At 73.3% G+C, this 18,813-nt stretch carries 14 protein-coding genes and 1 pseudogene; 10 read left to right on the top strand and 5 right to left on the bottom strand.

Annotated features, from left to right (window positions below; genetic code table 11):
• Positions 1 to 83: 83 nt before the first annotated feature.
• The 4 genes and pseudogenes from lanKC to ACIQM4_RS19845 form a co-directional block, all read left to right on the top strand.
• On the top strand, positions 84 to 2,756 hold the full coding sequence (gene lanKC / locus ACIQM4_RS19860) for a class III lanthionine synthetase LanKC (RefSeq protein ID WP_401593027.1): 2,673 nt from the start codon (positions 84 to 86) through the stop codon (positions 2,754 to 2,756).
• A gap of 11 nt (positions 2,757 to 2,767) precedes the next feature.
• Positions 2,768 to 2,902, top strand: a complete 135-nt coding sequence (locus ACIQM4_RS19855; RefSeq protein ID WP_401593025.1) for a SapB/AmfS family lanthipeptide — start codon at positions 2,768 to 2,770, stop codon at positions 2,900 to 2,902.
• Positions 2,903 to 3,029: 127 nt separating this feature from the next.
• A complete protein-coding gene (locus tag ACIQM4_RS19850; RefSeq protein WP_401593023.1) occupies positions 3,030 to 4,868 on the top strand; it encodes an ABC transporter ATP-binding protein in 1,839 nt (612 codons plus the stop codon).
• A 569-nt stretch (positions 4,869 to 5,437) separates the two neighbouring features.
• Positions 5,438 to 6,559, top strand: a pseudogene (locus ACIQM4_RS19845) (ATP-binding cassette domain-containing protein); the annotation flags it as partial.
• Between the two features lie 348 nt (positions 6,560 to 6,907).
• On the opposite strand, the gene ACIQM4_RS19840 reads toward ACIQM4_RS19845, so the two are convergent.
• Positions 6,908 to 7,456, bottom strand: coding sequence for a LuxR C-terminal-related transcriptional regulator (locus ACIQM4_RS19840; protein WP_401593203.1), 549 nt, complete (start codon positions 7,454 to 7,456; stop codon positions 6,908 to 6,910).
• Positions 7,457 to 8,048: 592 nt separating this feature from the next.
• Between ACIQM4_RS19840 and ACIQM4_RS19835 the strand changes: the two genes are divergently transcribed.
• The 5 genes from ACIQM4_RS19835 to ACIQM4_RS19815 all read left to right on the top strand — a co-directional run bounded on the left by ACIQM4_RS19835 (position 8,049) and on the right by ACIQM4_RS19815 (position 13,278).
• On the top strand, positions 8,049 to 8,960 hold the full coding sequence (locus ACIQM4_RS19835; protein WP_401593021.1) for a hypothetical protein: 912 nt from the start codon (positions 8,049 to 8,051) through the stop codon (positions 8,958 to 8,960).
• Between the two features lie 187 nt (positions 8,961 to 9,147).
• Positions 9,148 to 10,083 (top strand): oxidoreductase, encoded by a 936-nt coding sequence (locus tag ACIQM4_RS19830; protein WP_401593019.1) that lies wholly within the window; start codon positions 9,148 to 9,150, stop codon positions 10,081 to 10,083.
• A gap of 137 nt (positions 10,084 to 10,220) precedes the next feature.
• The gene (locus ACIQM4_RS19825) at positions 10,221 to 10,727 is read left to right on the top strand and encodes a MarR family winged helix-turn-helix transcriptional regulator (RefSeq protein ID WP_401593017.1); all 507 of its coding nucleotides are present in this window, start codon (positions 10,221 to 10,223) and stop codon (positions 10,725 to 10,727) included.
• 124 nt (positions 10,728 to 10,851) lie between these two features.
• Positions 10,852 to 12,984, top strand: coding sequence for an MMPL family transporter (locus ACIQM4_RS19820; RefSeq protein ID WP_401593015.1), 2,133 nt, complete (start codon positions 10,852 to 10,854; stop codon positions 12,982 to 12,984).
• A 120-nt stretch (positions 12,985 to 13,104) separates the two neighbouring features.
• Positions 13,105 to 13,278, top strand: coding sequence for a CsbD family protein (locus ACIQM4_RS19815; protein WP_401593201.1), 174 nt, complete (start codon positions 13,105 to 13,107; stop codon positions 13,276 to 13,278).
• 238 nt (positions 13,279 to 13,516) lie between these two features.
• Here ACIQM4_RS19815 and ACIQM4_RS19810 read toward each other — a convergent pair whose 3' ends face one another.
• The 4 genes from ACIQM4_RS19810 to ACIQM4_RS19795 all read right to left on the bottom strand — a co-directional run bounded on the left by ACIQM4_RS19810 (position 13,517) and on the right by ACIQM4_RS19795 (position 17,028).
• Positions 13,517 to 13,927: an STAS domain-containing protein gene (locus ACIQM4_RS19810; RefSeq protein ID WP_401593013.1), complete on the bottom strand. Its 411-nt coding sequence runs from the start codon at positions 13,925 to 13,927 to the stop codon at positions 13,517 to 13,519.
• Positions 13,924 to 15,306, bottom strand: a complete 1,383-nt coding sequence (locus tag ACIQM4_RS19805; RefSeq protein WP_401593011.1) for a PP2C family protein-serine/threonine phosphatase — start codon at positions 15,304 to 15,306, stop codon at positions 13,924 to 13,926. The genes ACIQM4_RS19810 and ACIQM4_RS19805 overlap by 4 nt, the downstream gene beginning before the upstream one ends.
• Positions 15,306 to 16,109, bottom strand: coding sequence for an alpha/beta fold hydrolase (locus ACIQM4_RS19800; RefSeq protein ID WP_401593199.1), 804 nt, complete (start codon positions 16,107 to 16,109; stop codon positions 15,306 to 15,308). Before ACIQM4_RS19800 ends, ACIQM4_RS19805 begins: the two co-directional genes overlap by 1 nt.
• A 190-nt stretch (positions 16,110 to 16,299) precedes the next feature.
• The gene (locus ACIQM4_RS19795; protein WP_401593009.1) at positions 16,300 to 17,028 is read right to left on the bottom strand and encodes a spermidine synthase; all 729 of its coding nucleotides are present in this window, start codon (positions 17,026 to 17,028) and stop codon (positions 16,300 to 16,302) included.
• Between the two features lie 186 nt (positions 17,029 to 17,214).
• Here ACIQM4_RS19795 and ACIQM4_RS19790 point away from each other — a divergent pair, with 186 nt between their 5' ends.
• Positions 17,215 to 18,660, top strand: a complete 1,446-nt coding sequence (locus tag ACIQM4_RS19790) for a glyceraldehyde-3-phosphate dehydrogenase (protein WP_401593007.1) — start codon at positions 17,215 to 17,217, stop codon at positions 18,658 to 18,660.
• Positions 18,661 to 18,813: the final 153 nt, after the last annotated feature.

Here is an 18,813-nt window from a genome sequence, read left to right as displayed (position 1 = left end):
ATGGTGACAGCTGTGACTGTCCGGCCCCCGTACCCGCATGACAGATTCGGTCCGTCAGCGGGTCCGAGGGTGGAGGAGAGCGCGTGAACAAGGGGTATGCCGTGTTCTGCGACGCGGACCGGCACTTCTACGACGCGCCGCACCGGATGAGTGCCGACGCACACGGCGGCAGGGGCGCCCTGTACGCGGCGGCCACCCGTCCGGTGCCCGAGGGCTGGCAGCGCAACCGGTCGGGGGACTGGCTCGCGCTGCGGCCCGTGGACAGCCCGCTGCCCTCCCAGGGGTGGAAGATCCACGTGTCCGCCACCCTGGAGAACGCGGAGACGGTGCTGGAGCGGGTGATGGCGTACTGCCTGCCGCGCTCCATCGCCTTCAAGTTCGTACCCAGCCGGTACCTGCTGCACAACCGCAACGCCAAGTACGCGGACCGTGCGGCCAGCGGGAAGTTCCTCACCGTGTACCCGGTCGACGACGAGCAGTGCAGGACCGTCGCCACGGACCTGGACGCGGCCCTCGCCGGGGAGCAGGGCCCGTACATCCTGAGCGATCTGCGCTGGGGCGCGGGGCCCGTGTACCTGCGGTACGGCAGCTTCACCCTGCGGCACTGCTACGACGAACAGGGCGAGCTGCGGCCGGCCCTGGAGAACGCCGACGGGGTGCTCGTACCTGACGTACGCGGGCCCGCCTTCCGGGTGCCGGAGTGGATCGAGCCGCCCGAGTGGCTGCGCCCGCACCTCCAGGCACGGGCGTCGGCGACCGTCGCTGACCTTCCGTACACCGTCGAGAAGGCACTGCACTTCTCCAACGGCGGCGGGGTGTACGTCGGCAAGGACCGCAGAACCGGGGCCAAGGTGGTGCTCAAGGAGGCGAGGCCGCACGCGGGGCTCGCGGCCGACGGTGCCGACGCCGTGACCCGGCTGAAGCGGGAACAGGACGCCCTGGAAAGACTGTCGGGCCTCGGGTGCACACCCGAGGTGCTGGACACGTTCGTCGTGGGCGACCACCACTTCCTGGTCCTCGAATTCGTCGAGGGAAAGCCGCTCAACTCCTTCTTCGCGCGCCGCCATCCGCTGATCGAGGCCGACCCCGGGCCCGAGCGGCTGGCCGAGTACACGGCGTGGGCGCTGCGCATCCACGCGGCGGTGACGGAGGCCGTGGCCGCCGTGCACAGCCGCGGGGTGGTCTTCAACGACCTCCACCTGTTCAACATCATGGTCTCCGAGGACGAGTCGTCGGTCTCGCTGCTCGACTTCGAGGCCGCCGCGCCCGCCGCCGAGAACAGGCGGCAGACCGTCGCCAACCCGGCGTTCGTGGCGCCCGCCGACCGGCGCGGTTTCGACGTCGACCTGTACGCCCTGGCCTGTCTGCGGCTCTCGCTGTTCATACCGCTGACCAGCCTGCTGGTGCTCGACCGCGCGAAGGCCGCCCATCTGGCCACGATCGCGGCCCGCCAGTTCCCGGTCGCGGAATCCTTCCTGCGGGCGGCGGTCGAGGAGATATGCCGCGACCCTGCCGCACCCATACCCTCGCCCGGTGCGTACGCCGCACCGGCCGCAGAACCGTATCTCCCCGTCGCCCCCGGTGACTGGCCGGACAGCCGCGACTCCCTGGCCGGCGCGATACTCGCCTCGGCGACACCGGACCGCGACGACCGCTGTTTCCCCGGGGACATAGCCCAGTTCGCCACCGCGGGCGGCGGCCAGAACTTCGGGTACGGCACGGCCGGTGTGCTGTACGCGCTGGCCGAGAGCGGCGCCGGGCGGTCCCCGGCGGGTGAGGAGTGGCTGCTCGCCCGCACGAAGGAGCCGGACTCCGGAACTCCGCCCGGCTTCTACGACGGACTGTCCGGCATCGCCTGGACCCTGGACCGGCTCGGCCACCGCGCCCGCGCACTGGAACTCGCCGAACTGACCCTCGGCCAGTCGTGGGAAGCCCTCTCCCCCGACCTGCACAGCGGTCTCGCGGGTCTCGGGCTCGCTCTCGACGCGCTCGGCACGACGACCGGCGAGAGCGCCCTGCACGAGGCGGCGCTGCGCTGCGCGGACCTGATCGCCCGGCCGCACGGTTCCGCGCCGGGCGGCAGGGCGCCACGCGCCGGACTCCTGTACGGGGCTTCCGGCAGCGCCCTCCTCTTCGTACGGCTGTACGAGCGCACCGGCGACAACGCCTTCCTGGACCTCGCGTCCGACGCGCTGCACCGTGATCTCGACCGGTGTGTACGCGGCGCGAGCGGCACCCTCCAGGTCGACGAGGGCTGGCGCACGATGCCCTACCTCGGCGCGGGCAGTGTCGGCATCGGCATGGTGCTCGACGACCTCCTCGCGCACCGGCCCGACCCGGAGGGCCCGGACGGCACGTTCGAGCGGGCCCGCCGGGACATCGTCGCCGCCGCACAGGCCACCTTCTACGCGCAGCCCGCGCTCTTCCGGGGCGCGGCCGGCATGGTGCTCCATCTGAGCCGAACCACGACCGGCGGCCCCGGCACCGGGCCCGCCGACGTACGGCGCCAGATCGACGCGCTCGCCTGGCACGCCGTGCCGCACCAGGGCCGGCTCGCCTTCCCGGGCGAACAGATGATGCGCCTTTCCATGGACCTCGCGACCGGCACCGCCGGTTGCCTGCTGGCACTCGCCGCCGCCTCCGGTCAGCCGACCGTCGATGGCAGGACCGCGCAGCTGCCCTTCCTGCCGCCCTTCCGGCGGCCCCAGAGCCGGCCCCTTCCCGGGGCCGTACCGCAAGAAAACCGTCCCCAGTGAGAGGAAAAGTCATGAGCATTCTTGACCTTCAGTCGATGGAGACCCCGAAGGAAGAGGCAATGGGCGATGTCGAGACGGGTGGCGGCAGCCGCGCGAGCCTGCTGCTCTGTGGCGACAGCAGCCTGAGCATCACCACCTGTAACTGACACTGACACCGTCAGAGGTGCGGGCCCCGGGCGGAACTTCCCCGCCCGGGGCCCGCGCTGCGCAGAGCCCGCACACGTCGGTACGAGGAAGTGGGACGCCGCCCGTGAGGACCCAGGACCGGAATTCGTGAGGACCCAGGACCGCGAAACCCAGGACCGCGAACACGAACGCGTGCCCGCATCGGCAGACGGCACGCGGCGGCGCCCGTCCTCGCCCGCGGACCGGCTCCTGCGGGACGTGGCCCGGCGCAACAAGGGCCGCGCGGCAGGGGTCTTCACCACCTCCGCCCTCTGTGCCTGCGCCGCCGTCGCCCTGCCCGCCGTCGTCGGACGCACCCTTGACCTGCTGCTCGCGCGGGACCCGGCAGCGCGCGCCTGGCTCGTGCTGTGCGCCGTGCTGGTCGCCGCCGAAGTACTGCTGGAGGCCGCCGAGGCCTTCTTCACCGGGACCGCGCAGGCCCGCTCGACGGCCTGGCTGCGCACCCTCGGGGTGTCCCGGCTGCTGGGGTCCGCGCCGCGGGACGCGGCCCGCTTCTCCCCCGGCGACACGGCGACCCGGCTGTCCGCCAACGCCACCGAGGCGGGCGCCGCCCCGGGCGCCGCCGCAGGGCTGGTCGCGGCACTGATCGCCCCGGTCGGCGCGCTCGTCGCGCTCGCGCTCGTCGACCCCTGGTGCGCGCTGGCGTTCGCGGCCGGCCTGCCGCTGCTGCTGCTGGTGCTGCGCGCCTTCGCCGTCGGGTCGTCCGACAGCATCGCCCGCTACCAGCAGGTCCAGTCCTCCCTCGCGTCGCTGCTGACCGAGGCGCTGACCGGCGCCCGGAGCATCGCGGCCGCGGGCACCGTGGACCGCGAGCGCGCCCGGATCCTGGCTCCGCTGCCCGAACTGGGCCACCAGGGGCGCCGCATGTGGGTCGTGCACGGCAGCGCCGTGGCACGCAGCGGCGTGCTGCTCCCGCTGCTGACCACCGCCGTCGTCCTGGTCGGCGGCCTGGGCGTGGTTTCCGGCCGTATGAGCGTCGGCGAACTCCTCGCCGCCTCCCGGTACGCGGCCCTCGCCGCGGGGGTCGGCGCGGTGGCCGGCCTGCTCGGCTCGCTGGTCCGCAGCCGCACCGCCGCCCGCCGGCTGACCGAGGTACTCGCGCTGCCCGCCCTGGCCCCCGGTACCCGTACGCTCCCGCCCGGCGGGCCCGGATCCCTGGAGCTGCGCGGTGTCGACGTCCAGCAGGATGGGAAGTTCCTGCTGGCAGGGGTGTCGCTGGTGCTGCCCGGTGGGACGACCACGGCGGTAGTCGGCCGCAGCGGCGCGGGGAAGTCGACCCTGGCGGCGGTCGCGGGCCGGCTGTGCGACCCGGACGCCGGAACCGTGCTCCTGGACGGCGTGCCACTGCGGGAACTCACCGGGCGGGAACTCCGCACCGAGGTGGGGTACGCCTTCGAGCGGCCCGCGCTCTTCGGGGACACCCTCGCCGACGCGCTTGCCTCGGGTGCGCGCACGGCGTCGCCCGCCGAGGTGCGGTCGGCGGCCGTCGCGGCGGGCGCCGACGACTTTGTCACGCTGCTTCCGCAGGGGTACGACACCGTGCCCGCCGACGCCCCGCTGTCCGGCGGTGAGCTCCAACGACTCGGCCTGGCAAGGGCGTTCGCGCACGCCGGACGGCTGTTGATCCTCGACGACGCGACCTCCAGCCTGGACACGGCGACGGAGCGGCGGGTCGAGGAGTCGCTGGCCCGGGACGTCGGCCCCGGCACCCGCCTCTGCGTCGCCCACCGGCTGTCCTCCGCCGCGCGCGCGGACCTGGTCGTCTGGCTGGACGAGGGCCGGGTACGGGCGGTGGGCCCGCACCGGGAACTGTGGCGGCAGGACGCCTACCGGGACCTCTTCGCCGCGGGGGCGACAGCCACCGAGGACCCGGGGGGCCCGGGGACCGGCGCGGACGGTCCGGACGTACGCGGGGACCAGGCGTGAAGGCGCGCGGGCGCGTGCGCGGCCACGGTCGCGGCCGGAGCGGGGACACGGCACGCGGACAGGACGTGTCGGCGCGCGCCGGGCTGCGGCGGGACGGCCGGAGGTTCTTCGCGCGGCGCAAGGCCGTGCTGGTGCGGATCTCCGCGTGGTCCCTGGTGGAGTCGGTACAGACCTTCCTGGGCGGCTACTGCCTGGCACAGGCACTCGACCGGGGCTTCCTGGCGGGCAGTGCGGGCACCGGTGCGGCATGGCTGGCTCTCGCGGCGCTGTCGATCCTCGCGGGCGGACCGGTCGCCAAGGGGGTGTTCGTCCAACTCGCCGCGCTGGTCGAGCCGTTCAGGGACGCACTGGTCCGCAGGGCCGTGGACCAGGCCCTGCGCCCTTCCGGCGCAGGACGGGACAGCGTGGCACCCGGCCCGGCCGCCGGGGCCGCCCGGGGCCGCGCCGCCACCCCCGGCAGCGCCGTCTCGCGTCTCGTGCAGCAGAGCGAGATCGCCCGGGACAGCTTCGCCGGGCTGGTGCTCACGGCGCGGTCGTTCGTGTTCACCGCGGTGGGCGCGCTCGCCGGAATGTTCGCGCTGGCACCGGAGTTGCTGCTGGTCACCGTGCCGCCGCTGGTACTGGGTCTCGGGCTGTTCCTGGCGACGCTACGGCCGATGGCCGCCGCCCAGCGGGTCGCCCTGGACGCGGAGGAGGAGTTCACCGACGGGACGCGGGCGGCCGGCGCCGGTCTGCGCGACGTGGTGGCCTGCGGAGTGCAGCGCGAGGTGGGTGCGCGGAGCGCCGACGCGGCGCGGGCGGCGGAGCGGGCGGCGAGCGTGCTGGCACGCTGGTCGGCCGTGCGGGTACTCGCTCTCGGGGTGGCCGGTCAACTGCCCCCCGTCATCCTGTTGTTGGCCGTGCCGTGGCTGCTGGACCGGGGTCTCACCGCGGGCACGCTGACGGGTGCGCTCACCTACCTCGTACAGTCCCTGCTGCCCGCCCTGCACACGCTCATGACCGCCCTGGGCGCGGCGGGCACCCGGCTGCTGGTGGTGCTGGACAGGTTCGCTCGGCCCGGCGACGCGGACTCCGGCGAGGACCGGTCCGGTGACGTGGGCTCCCGTGACGTCCGGTCGGGCGACGTGGGCTCCCGTGACGACCGGTCGGGCGACGTGGACTCCCGTGACGATCCGTCGGCCGCAGCGGCCCCGGAGGGGGCAGAGAAGGCATCCGATGCCACGACTTCCTCTCCCGGCCCCACCCCCGCTCCCGCTCCCGCCGCCGAACTGCGCGGCGTCACGCTCGCCTACGGGCCCGGCGCCCGCCCCGTGCTGGACGGTCTCGATCTGTCCGTGGGCGCGACGGAGCACCTCGCCGTGGTGGGGCCCAGCGGCATCGGCAAGTCCACCCTGACGAACGTACTCGCGGGCCTGCTGTCCCCCGACCGCGGGACGGCGTTCCTCGCCGGGCGGCCGGTCAGGGGCCGTACCCCCGCCGAGCTGGCCCTGCTGCGTGCGCTCGTCCCCCAGCAGGCGTATGTCTTCACCGCGAGCGTCCGCGACAACCTCGTCCACCTGCGGCCCGACGCGACGGACCGCCAGGTCGCGGACGTGGTGGCCGCGCTGCACCTGGGCCCGCTGCTCAGCAGAATCGGTGGCCTCGACGCCACCCTCGTACCCGGTGAACTCTCCCAGGGCGAAGCACAGTTGCTCACCCTGGCCCGCGCCCATCTGTCACCGGCCCCGCTCCTCGTGCTGGACGAGGCGACCTGCCACCTGGACCAGGAGTCGGAGGAACGGGCGGAACTGGCCCTGGCCGCCCGGCCCGGCGCACTGGTCGTGGTGGCGCACCGGATGTCCTCCGCGCTGCGCGCCGACCGGGTCCTGGTGCTGGACGGCACCAGGGCGGACTGCGGAACACACTCCGAGATGATCGAACGGTCCCCGCTCTACCGTGACCTGACGGGCCATTGGCAGGACGAGGGCGCTCCCGTCCACACCGGGGCCGGCCCGGCAGCCGCCCCCGTGCCCGCGCCCGGCCCTGCCTCCAGGTCCCGCTCACAGCCAGCCGGCGCCGCGCGCGATCCGTATCGCGTCCACCCGGTTGCGGGCCCCGGTCTTACGGATGGACGCCGCCAGGTAGTTGCGCACCGTCCCCCGGGACAGGTGCAGGGTGAGCGCGATCTCCTCGACACCGGCGCCGGCGGCGGCAATGGAGAGCACGCCCAGCTCCCTCGGCGTCAGGGGGATCTCCGTGGCACGCAGCAGACCGACGGCGAGGGTCACGTCGACGTACCGCTCCCCGCGCGCGACCGTACGGATCCCCTCGGCTAACCGCTCGGGACAACCCTCCTTGTCGACATAGCCGAGCGCGCCCGCGTCGAACGCGCGCCGCAGTACGCCGGGGCGGTGGGCCGTGGCCAGTACCAGCAGCCCGGCCCCCTTGGGTATCCGGTGGCCGACGGGCCCGCCCGCCACCGACACGGCCGGGGCCTCAGGCACGGCGGCCAGGACGGACACGGCGGGCGCGCCAGACCCCGACACGGCGGCGGCGCGCGCGGCAGGGGATCCCGACACGGCGGCGCGCGCGGCGGGCGAACCCGACACGGCGGCGGCGGCGCGCGCGGCGGAAGCGGCACGTGCGGCGGACACGGCACGTGTGACCGACACGCCGGGCGCGACCGGGGCAGCGACGGCGGACGCCGGGGCGGGAGTGGACAGCGACACGGCGGGCACGGGTGCGCATGCGGGTAACAGGTCCTCCGCGTCCGTCACCCAGACCTCCGCCCAGCCGGGGTCCCCCGTCAGGGGGTCCGCGACTCCGGAAGAGACGTCGAAGTCAGCCTCCTTGCAGAGCAGGGCCACCAGGGCCGAGCCGAAGAGACCCGCCGAATGGGCGACTTGGACACGAATCACGTTGCACTCCTTCGCCGGGGGCCCAGTGAGGGGCCCGGGGAAACCAGGTGGGGCACGGCAACACCAGTTCCCAGGCCGGCGAGGAAGGAACGCCCTGCGGGCCGACTCAGGTAGCACGGGGGGCTCATCACCCGTAACCGTGCGCCATCATGCGCCCCAGACAGGTGTACGACCCGAGGGCCGGGCCCCTCGTGCCGTATGCCCCCGAAAGGTGCCGCAAGTCCCGTCCACACGGGCCGGAAGGTCCGTCCGGCCGGTGGTCCGCCTCACTAACGTGGACGTCATGGACCAACAGCGCATTCTTGACCTCGACCGCGAGCAGCTCGCCGCACTGCGCGGCAGCGCCCTGACCCGGGCGGTGGCGGCCGCCGAGGGCCGGACGATGATCGCCGAAGTTTTCGCCGAGCGGGCCGCGCTCTCCCCGCACCCCGACGGGCGCGGGGTGCACAACGCGGAGCTGATGACCGCGTTCGGTGCGGACATCGTGCTGCTCAACCTGATCGAGCGGGCCTGGGACGGTGAGCGGCTCACGCTGCCGGGCCTCGGCACCTTCCGTTCGTTCGCCGACCTGGCCGCCACGATCGGCTGCCCGGTCGGCGTCAACCTGGAGCCGGGGGACGTGCCGGAGATCAGGCGGGCGGCGCCCGAGCACGCGAAGCGGCTCGTCGACATGGGGGCCGCGCTGCTGTGCATCACGGCGAACCCCGGGACCGGCGGGTCGTACGACGCGATGGCGCGCGTCACGGCCGAGGTACGGGACGGGGTGGGCGCGGACGCCGCCGTGTGGTCGGGCAAGATGCACCACGCGGGGCACCCGGAGCGGGTCACCACCGCCCGGCTGACCGCACTCGTCGACGCGGGCGCGGACGGTGTCGTCATGCCGCTGCCCGGCACGCTGCCCGGTGTGACCAGGGAACTGGCCGCCGAGGCGGTCGCCGCCGTGCAGGACGCCGGGGCGGTCGTCATGGGCGCCATCGGCACCAGCCAGGAGGGCGCGCACGCCAACGTGGTGCCGCAGCTCGCCCTCAACGCGAAGGAGGCGGGCTTCGACGCGCACCACTTCGGCGACTCGTACATCCCGGGGATGTGCGACCCGGAGGTCATGTACGCGTACTCGGTGGCGATCCGCGGCCGGCGCCACACCTGGAACCGGATGGCCCTCTCCGGGCGCAGGCGCATCCCGACGGCCGGCTGACGGCGCACCGGCCCGCAGAGGCCCGAAGGGCGGGACGGCGAGGGCGGGGCGAGCGGGCGACGAGTGGACCGGGGCGGACCGGGCAGGTTCGAATCGACCTTCCCGTCCGCCACATCCGCCCCGGCCCGTCGACCCCGCCCCTCCGTCACGCCATCCCCTCCCTGCCCGCCTCCACGAACGGCACTCCATGACTTCCTGGACCGCACGCGACATCCCCCGTCTCGACGGCACCACCGCCGTCGTCACCGGGGCGAACAGCGGCATCGGCGCCGCCACCGCGCTGTACCTGGCCCGTGCGGGCGCCCGCACGGTGCTGGCCTGCCGCAGCCTCGAAAAGGGCGCCTACACCCTGGAGCGCATCCGGGCCGTCGCCCCCGGCGCCGACGTACGGCTGGTCCGCCTCGACCTCGCCGACCTCGCCTCCGTACGGGAGTCGGCCGACCACATCGGCGCGGAGGTGGACGGCAGCCTCGGGCTCCTCGTCAACAACGCCGGGGTGATGGCGCTGCCCCTGCGGCACACCGCCGACGGTTTCGAGATGCAGTTCGGCACCAACCACCTCGGCCACTTCGCCCTCACCGGTCACCTGGGCCCCCTCCTTTCCACCGGCCCCGCGCGCGTGGTGACCCTCTCCTCGCTGGGACACCGGCTCGGCCGGATCGAGTTCGGCAACCTCAACGCCGAGCGCGGGTACGACAAGTGGCGTGCGTACGGTGCGTCGAAGCTCGCCAACCTCCTGTTCACCGCGGAGCTCGACCGTCGCGCCCGCCTCGCGTCCCGCCCGTTGACGGCCGTCGCCGCCCACCCGGGGCTCTCCGCGACGGAGTTGGGCCAGGCCGGGCCGACGATGGCGGGCCGCCCCTGGGCGGCGAGGCTGGAGCGTACCTCGCGTCTCTACACCCAGCCGGCCTCCGCGGGGGCGCTCCCGGTCCTGCGCGCGGCCACCGACCCGGCGGCGCGGGGCGGCGAGTACTTCGGCCCCGGCAGGCTGGCAGAGACCCGCGGCGCCCCGGTCCTGGCGAAGCGCTCCGACCGCGCCCGGGACACGGAGACCGCGCGGGCGCTGTGGGAGGCCTCGGTGGAACTCACCGGCGTCGATCCGGACCCGGCGGCCTGGGGGTAGGGCGACCTCGCAACCGAGGCCTCGCACCGGGCCTCGCACTCACGGCCGCGTGCCGAAGGCCCGGCGCCCGAGACCTCGCACCCAAGGCCCCCCGTCCGGCTCGTGCCAGGGTCCCGGCCCTTCTATAGGCTGCACCCGTGGCCAGTACAAACGAACGAGACCCCGCACCGGCGGCAGCAGCCGGCGCCGCGCCGGGCCCCGCGGCGGATCTCCAGGCCTTCGCGGTGCAGCTGCGGCGCATGAACGGCGAGATCAACCGCCTCGTGCACGGCTTCGCGGCCGGCCAGGGTCTGCATCCGACCGACATCCAGGCGCTGGCCGCGATCCTGGACTCCGAGACCCCCCTCACCCCCGGCAAGCTGCGTGAGCACCTCGGGCTGACCTCGGGCGCCGTGACCGCCTGCCTGGACCGGCTGGAGAGCGCCGGCCACATCCGCCGCTCCCGCGAGAGCACGGACCGACGGGTCGTACATCTGCACTACCTGCCCGGAGCCCGGGTCTCCGCGCGCACGCACTTCATGCCGCTGGCCGAGGCCACCGAGCGGGCCAGGGGCCGGTTCGACGACGACGAACTGGCCCTCGTGCTGCGCTTCCTGACCGAGTTGAACGCGGAGCTGGACGCGGTGCGCGTACCCCGCAGGTGACGCCTCGGACCGCGTGCACCGTCCTGCTATATTTCAATCATTGAGATTGTTTTCGCTTGAGACACATTCTCGGGCTTGAGGCACATCCCGGGTACTTGAGACACATCCCAGGTAGGAGCACGAGATGCCCACCGCCGTACGTTCGGCCCGCTGGCTCGTCCCCCTCGTCCTGCTGATCGCCTGGCTGGGCATCGGCGGCGGGCTCGGCCCCTACGCGGGGAAGCTCGGCGAGGTCGCCACCAACGACCAGGCCGCCTTCCTCCCGCAGAACGCGGAGTCGACACGGGTCATCGCGGCCCAGCAGGCGTTCAGACAGGACGAGACGCTGCCCGCGATCGTCGTCTGGACCGCCGCGGAAGAGGGCGGGGGCGCACTCGGCGAGGCGCGGCGGACCGCCGCCACCCGGGCCCTCGCCTCCCTCAAGGGCGCCGACGGCGTCGTGGGCACGCCGTCGCCCGCCCTCCCCGCCAAGGACGGGAAGGCGCTCCAGGGCGTGGTGCAGCTCCGCCCCGACCTGGGCGACGAACTCGCCCCCGCACTCGACCGGATCAGGTCGGCGGCCGGCCAGGTGGACGGCACGAAGGCGCAACTGGCGGGCCCCGCCGCCAGTCAGGCGGACCTGAAGGAGGCGTTCGGCGGAATCGACGGGCTGCTGCTCGGGGTCGCGCTGCTCGCCGTCCTGGTGATCCTGCTGCTGGTGTACCGGAGCGTGCTGCTGCCGCTGCTCATCATCGTCGGTGCGGTCTTCGCGCTCGGTCTCGCCAGTGCGGTGGTGTACGTGCTCGCGGACCACGACGTGGTGCGGGTGGACGGGCAGGTGCAGGGCATCCTGTCGATCCTGGTGATCGGCGCGGCCACCGACTACGCCCTGCTGCTGACCGCCCGCTTCCGCGAGGAACTCGGCGCCGGCCAGGACCGTTTCACCGCGGTACGGGCCGCGTGGCGGCAGTCGGTGGGGCCGGTGACCGCCAGTGCGGCGACCGTGGCACTCGGGCTGCTCGCGCTGCTGCTCAGTGATCTGACCAACAACCGTGCGCTGGGGCCCGTCGGTGCGATCGGCATCGTCTGCGCGGTGCTGAGCGCGCTCACCTTCCTGCCCGCCGCGCTGGCCCTGCTCGGCCGGGCCGCGTACTGGCCCGCCCGCCCGCAGGCCGCCGCGAGCCAGGACACCGTCGGCGGGAGCAAGGGCTCGGCGGGCCTGTGGCAGCGGGTCGCGGCCCTCGTGGACCGCGCGCCCCGCCGGGTCTGGTCCCTCGCGCTCGCCGGACTGCTGGTCTGCACGGCGTTCGCCCCGATGCTGACCTCGCGGGGCGTGCCGCTGGACGAGATCTTCGTCAACGACGCCCCTTCTGTGGCCGCCCAGCAGACCCTCGGTGAGCACTTTCCCGGCGGCTCGGGCAATCCGGCGGTGATCGTCGCCGACGCGGGACAGCTGGACGCGGTCAAGGCGGCGGCCGAGGGGACCGAGGGCGTGGCGGGCGCCGACGCCGTCACCGTGTCCGGCCGCCCCGGCGGCGGCCCGCCGCTCGTGGTGGACGGGCGGGTGCGCGTCGACGCCACCCTGGTGAGCGCGGCCGACAGTGACGCGGCGAAGGACACCGTGGCCCGGCTGCGCGACGCGGTCCGTGCCGTGCCGGGCGCCGACGCGCTCGTGGGCGGGTACACGGCGCAGCAGTACGACACCCAGCAGACCGCCGCGCACGACCGGCTGCTGATCGTGCCGGTGGTCCTGGCGATCATCCTGGTCATTCTAGCGCTGCTGCTCAGGTCGCTGCTGATGCCGGTGCTGCTGGTGGCCACCGTGGCCCTCAACTTCGTTGCCACCCTGGGCATTTCGGCGCTGGTCTTCCGGTACGTCCTCGGTATGAGCGGCACCGACTCCTCCGTGCCGCTCTACGGCTTCGTGTTCCTGGTCGCACTCGGCGTGGACTACAACATCTTCCTGATGTCCCGGGTGCGCGAGGAGTCGCTGCGCCACGGCGTGCGCGAGGGCATTCTGCGCGGCCTCGCCGCGACCGGTGGGGTCATCACGTCGGCGGGGGTCGTGCTGGCGGCGACGTTCGCGGCGCTCGGGGTGATTCCGCTGGCGTTCCTGCTCCAGATCGCGTTCATCGTCGCCTTCGGGGTGCTGCTCGACACCCTGGTCGTACGGTCACTGCTCGTGCCGGCGCTGGTGCGGGACATCGGCGCGGCGGCATGGTGGCCGGGGCGGCTGAGCAGGGAGTCCGCCGGCGGGCCCGGCCGACGGGAGCCGTAACGGTCGTACCCGGTACGGCCCGCCCGGCAGAAGCCGAGCCGAACTCCCCTGTTTGGGGAGCCGTAGGGCGGTCACACGATGACTGACAGCCAAGCCGGACAATCGACGGGAGTGACTGACGTGTCGGGTGACGAGAAGGCCCAGGCCAAGACCGAGCAGGCCAAGGGCAAGGTCAAGGAAGCGGCCGGACGCGCGGTCGGGAACGAACGTCTGACGGCGGAGGGCCGGGCCGAGCAGAAGAAGGGCGACGCCCGTCAGGCCAAGGAGAAGGCCAAGGACGCCCTCAAGGACTGATCCCCTTGCCCACCAGGTACGGCGGGTGCGATGCCCGCCCCCGTGACGCGTGTGCGGCGGGAAACGCGGACAGAGCATGTGGCCGGGCCCCGGAGAACTTCCGGGACCCGGCCACCCTCATGTCCGCCGGGGCCCCGCCGGCAGTGACGTCTGCCGGGGCCGCGTAGGTACGGGTGGGTGGGCGCACCCCGTCCGCGTGTGCACCGGCGGGCGCCCCGACCGTAAGGGGCAGGCTCGTTCAGGCGGCGCCCGAGGCTTCCTTGAGGTCCTCGCTCTCCCCGCCCTCGTCCGCGTCCGTACCCGGCGCTCCCGCTCTCCCGGTCGCCTCGTCGACGCTCGGGTACAGCGCGAAGATCTGGTCGAGGCCGACGACGTTCAGGATGCGAAGGGTGTTGGGCGGCACCGCGGCCAGGGCGATCTCGGCCCCTGCCTGGAGCGCGTGATTGCGGGCGGCGATCAGTACGGTGAGGCCGGTGGAGTCGCAGAACTCCAGCCCCGCCAGGTCGAGCACCAGGCGCCCGCCCTTGCGTACCGACACACGGTCGAGGAGCCGGCGCAGCTGGGGCGAGGTGTCGTAGTCCAGGTCGCCGGCGATCTCCACTACAGGGCCCGTCGCGGCATCTCGGTCGGTGATCTTCAGCGGGCTCATTCCGGGCTCTTCGTCGCAGGGGCGGGACAGGGGTCGGCGGTGGCGGGCGCGCCGGAAGACGTGGCCGGCGAGTCGGCGCCCGGCCGGGCGGGCGCTCCGAGGGCGAGCAGCGCGGTGTCGTCGTCGAGGCCCTCGCCGAAGCTCTCCAGCAGCCCGGAGAGTGAGCCGATGAGCGCGGACGGCGAGGTGTCGGGCACGGTGCGGGTGAACTCCCGCAGCGCCGCGTCCCCGTACAGGGCCCGGTCGGGGCCGGTGCGCGCCTCGGTCAGTCCGTCGGTGTAGAGCAGCAGGGTGTCGCCGGGGGCGAGGGTCGTGGTGGCGGCCGTGAAGCGCGGGTCGGGCACGATGCCCACCAGGAGGCCGCCCGGGGTGCGCACATGCACGGGCTCGCCGTCGGTGCGTACGACCAGGGCCGGCGGATGGCCGCCGGAGGCCAGCTGGACGTGCACCCGGCCGGTGCCGGGGTCGGGTTCGAGGGTGCCGTAGACGGCCGTGCAGTAGCGCGGGTCACCGCCCGCGGCCGTGTAGCGCTCGTACAGCACGGTGTTCAGGGTGGTGAGGGCTGCCACCGGGTCGGGGTCGTGCAGGGCGGCGGCGCGCAGGGTGTAGCGGGTGAGCGAGGTGAGCGCGGCCGCCTCGGGACCCTTGCCGCAGACGTCACCGAGGAAGAATCCCCAGCGCTTGCCGTCGATCGGGAACAGGTCGTAGAAGTCTCCGCCGAGCCGGTCCGGCGAGGCGGTGTGGTAGTACGAGGCCGCTTCGAGGCCCGGGACCTCGGGCAGGGTCGCGGGCAGCAGGCTCTGCTGGAGCACGGCCATCGCGTCCTTGAGCCTGACCCGGTCGGCCTCCGACGCGCGGCGCGCCTCCTCCGCCTCGCGGCGCGCGTTCTCCGCCTCACCGCGCGCCCTCTCCGCGAGCTTGCGGCCGCGCAGCAGCTCCTCCTCGTACGCGCGCCGGTCCCGGGCGTCGAAGAGGGTGGTACGGATCAGCAGGGGCTCGCCCGCGCTGCCGCACTTGACGACCGCCGAGACCAGCACGGGCATCCGGGTGCCGTCCGTGGCCTTGAGTTCCAGGGCGATGCCGCTGATCTCGCCCTTCATCTGGAGCAGCGGTGCGAAGTGGGTCTCGTGGTACATCCGCCCGCCGACGGTCAGCAGGTCGCTGAAGCGCATCCGGCCCACCACGTCCTCGCGGCGCAGGCCGAGCCAGTCGAGCAGGGTGGCGTTCGCCTTGGCGAGGGTGCCGTCCATCAGCGTGGAGACGTATCCGCACGGAGCGTGCTCGTAGAGGTCCTCGACGCTGTCCTCCAGCAGGGCGCTGAACGCGGCGTCCGTACCGTCCGCCCCCACGGGGTCGGGCTCGCTGCTGGCGTGCCCCATCACAGGCGCGCCCCCAGGAAGTCGACGATCGCGGCGGCCGTCGCCTCCGGGGCGCTCAGCTGGGGGCAGTGCCCGGTGGCCTCCAGCGTCACCAGCCGGGAGCCCGGCACGGCCGCGTGCACGTACGCGCCGACCTCGCGGGGGGCGATGACGTCCTGGGTGCATTCCAGTACGAGCGTGGGCACGGTCACGTCCTTGAGGTCCGCGCGGGAGTCCGAGAGGAAGGTGGTGCGGGCGAAGACGCGGGCCATCTCGGGGTCGGTGGCGCAGAAGCTGGTGGTCAGCTCCTGGCCGAGCTCCGGGCGGTCCGGGTTGCCCATGATCACCGGGGCCATGGCGGACGACCAGCCGAGGTAGTTCGACTCCAGCGACCCCAGCAGCTCCTCGATGTCCGCGGCGTCGAAGCCGCCGCGGTAGCCCTCGTCGTCGATGTAGCAGGGCGAGGGGGCGACCATGACGAGCGATCCGATGCGGTCGGGGGCCTGCCGTGCGGCCAGGACCCCGATCATGGCGCTGACCGAGTGCCCGACGAAGGCGACGTCGCGGAGGTCGAGTTCCTCGCAGATCTCCGTGACGTCCTGGGCGTACCCCTCCAGCCGGGAGTACCGGCTCTCGGACCAGGCGGCCGGGTCCGACCTGCCCGAGCCGACGAAGTCGAAGAGCACCACCCGGTAGCGGTCGGTCAGGGCGGGCACGACGAGCCGCCACATGTTCTGGTCACAGCCGAAGCCGTGCGCCAGCACCACCACCGGCCCTTCGGCGCGGCCGGTGATCACGACGTTGTTCCTGCGGCGGACATCCATACGGATCATCCTGTCATCCGGAAGGCGTGCCCGGGACCGCCGGGAAGGAGGAACCTCCACGAACACCGGTCCGGCTGTGACACGGGCGTCGCGGGCGGCCCGGCGACCACGTGCCGGCGGTGAGAGCCCCGCCGCCCCGCTCCGGCGGGCGAGTGAAGGCCCTGCTACCCCCGCCCCGGGCGCTGCGGTGTCATCCCGTCGACACCGGGTTGCGGGCCAGGTGCACCACGTCCGGCACGCCTCTGCGCACCGGTACCTCCTCGGACCGCACCGCCTCGAACCCGGCGTCGCGCAGCGCCTGTTCGAAGCGTGCCGAAGGTTGCGCGGACCACACGGCGAGGACGCCGCCGGGGGTGAGCCTGGCGCGGCAGGCCGCGAGACCGGCCGGGGTGTAGAGGCCGCGGTTCTCGTCCGTGACGGTCCAGTCGGGCCCGTTGTCGATGTCCAGGCACAGCGCGTCGTACGTCTCCTCCTCCCGTACCGGCGCGCACAGATGAGCCACCAGGTCCACGCACAGCACGGAGACCCGCGGATCGGCCAGGGCCGCACCGGACACCGCTCCCAGCGGGCCCGATCTGTGCCACTCGACGACGGCCTCCTCCCGCTCGACGACGGTGATCGTTCCCCAGTCCGGCTGCCCGGCGGCGTGCGCGAGGGAGAAGCCGACACCGAGGCCGCCGATCAGCAGCGTGGGCCGTTGCCGCCCGGGTGCGCCGAGGGCGGCACGCGCGGCGTCGACGAGCAGCCGTTCGGAACGGCCGTCCGAAGTGTCCATCAGGAAGCAGCCGTTCACGATGATCTCGTACGTGGCCTCCCCGCGCCGCCGCAGTACGACCTCGCCGTGCGCGCCCTCGCGGCGGTCGAGCTGGACGGGGCCGGCCGCGAGGGTTTCCGCGGGCGCCGGTCTGGAAGCTGACATGTCTGGGTCCTCTCCGCGACCGTACGGACCGGCCGTCCGTCGGCTCAACGAGGGACCTGGGCGCGGGGTTCCACCCGGGTTCGCCGCCGCAGCGCTCCCCTTGGCGGCCCGTCCCGGCACCGGGTGCATGATCAAAAAAGCCGAGGGTTAGCATATGAGCGCCGCCTAGCTCGAAAGAGAAACCCTGTGACTGTCAACGACGACTCGTTCACCAACTGGAAGAACCGCGAGGAGATCGCGGAGTCGATGATCCCCATCATCGGGAAGCTGCACCGGGAGCGTGATGTCACGGTCCTGATCCACAGCCGCTCCTTGGTGAACAAGTCGGTGGTCAGCATCCTGAAGACCCACCGATTCGCCCGCCAGATAGCCGGCGCGGAGCTCTCGATCACCGAGACGCTGCCCTTCCTCCAGGCGCTCACCACGCTCGACCTCGGTCCTTCCCAGATCGACATCGGCCTGCTGGCGGAGACGTACCGCAGCGACGACCGCGGCCTGTCGGTCGAGGAGTTCACCGCCGAAGCCGTCTCCGGCGCCACCGGCGAGAACAAGATCGAGCGCAACGAGCCGCGCGACGTCGTCCTCTACGGCTTCGGCCGCATCGGCCGGCTCCTCGCCCGCCTCCTCATCGAGAAGGCCGGCTCGGGCAACGGCCTGCGGCTGCGCGCCATCGTGGTGCGCAAGGGCGCGGGCCAGGACATCGTGAAGCGTGCCTCGCTGCTGCGGCGCGACTCCATCCACGGCCAGTTCCAGGGCACGATCACCGTCGACGAGGCGACCGACACGATCAGCGCCAACGGCAACACGATCAAGATGATCTACTCCGACGACCCGACCAAGGTCGACTACACGGAGTACGGCATCAAGGACGCCATCCTGATCGACAACACCGGACGCTGGCGTGACCGCGAGGGCCTCTCCAAGCACCTGCGCCCCGGCATCGCCAAGGTCGTCCTGACCGCCCCGGGCAAGGGCGACGTCCCGAACATCGTGCACGGCGTCAACCACGACACCATCAAGCCGGACGAGCAGATCCTGTCCTGCGCCTCCTGCACCACGAACGCGATCGTGCCGCCGCTGAAGGCGATGGCCGACGAGTACGGCGTGCTGCGCGGCCATGTGGAGACCGTCCACTCGTTCACCAACGATCAGAACCTGCTGGACAACTACCACGGCTCGGACCGCCGCGGCCGCAGCGCCCCGCTCAACATGGTCATCACGGAGACGGGCGCCGCCTCCGCCGTCGCCAAGGCGCTCCCTGACCTCAAGGCCCGGATCACGGGCAGCTCGATCCGCGTCCCGGTCCCGAACGTCTCGATCGCGATCCTCAATCTGCGGCTCGCTCGCGAGACCACCCGCGAGGAGGTCGTCGACCACCTGCGCGACATCTCGCTGAACTCGCCGCTCAAGCGCCAGATCGACTTCACCAGCGCACCCGACGCGGTCTCCAGCGACTTCATCGGCTCGCGCCACTCCTCGATCATCGACGCGGGCGCGCTCAAGGTCGAGGGCGACGACGCGATCCTCTACCTCTGGTACGACAACGAGTTCGGCTACTCCTGCCAGGTGATCCGCGTGGTCCAGCACGTCTCGGGCGTCGAGTACCCGACGTACCCGGCGCCGGTGGCCTGACCCCGCCGCGTCCGCACGCCTCGGCCGCCCCGCCCTCTCCCGGCACGCGCACTCCGGAGAGCGCGGGGCGGCTCCCCGTCGTCCACGAGCTCTCCCTCCGGTCTGCGCCCGGCGGACGGGATCGGGGCCCGGTCCGTTCCCTTCCCGCGCCGT

The sequence above is a fragment of the Streptomyces sp. NPDC091272 genome, assembly GCF_044757485.1.
Lineage (GTDB): Bacteria > Actinomycetota > Actinomycetes > Streptomycetales > Streptomycetaceae > Streptomyces.
The sequence above is the reverse complement of the archived record's forward strand: the minus strand, read 5'-3'. Positions and strand labels throughout refer to the sequence as shown.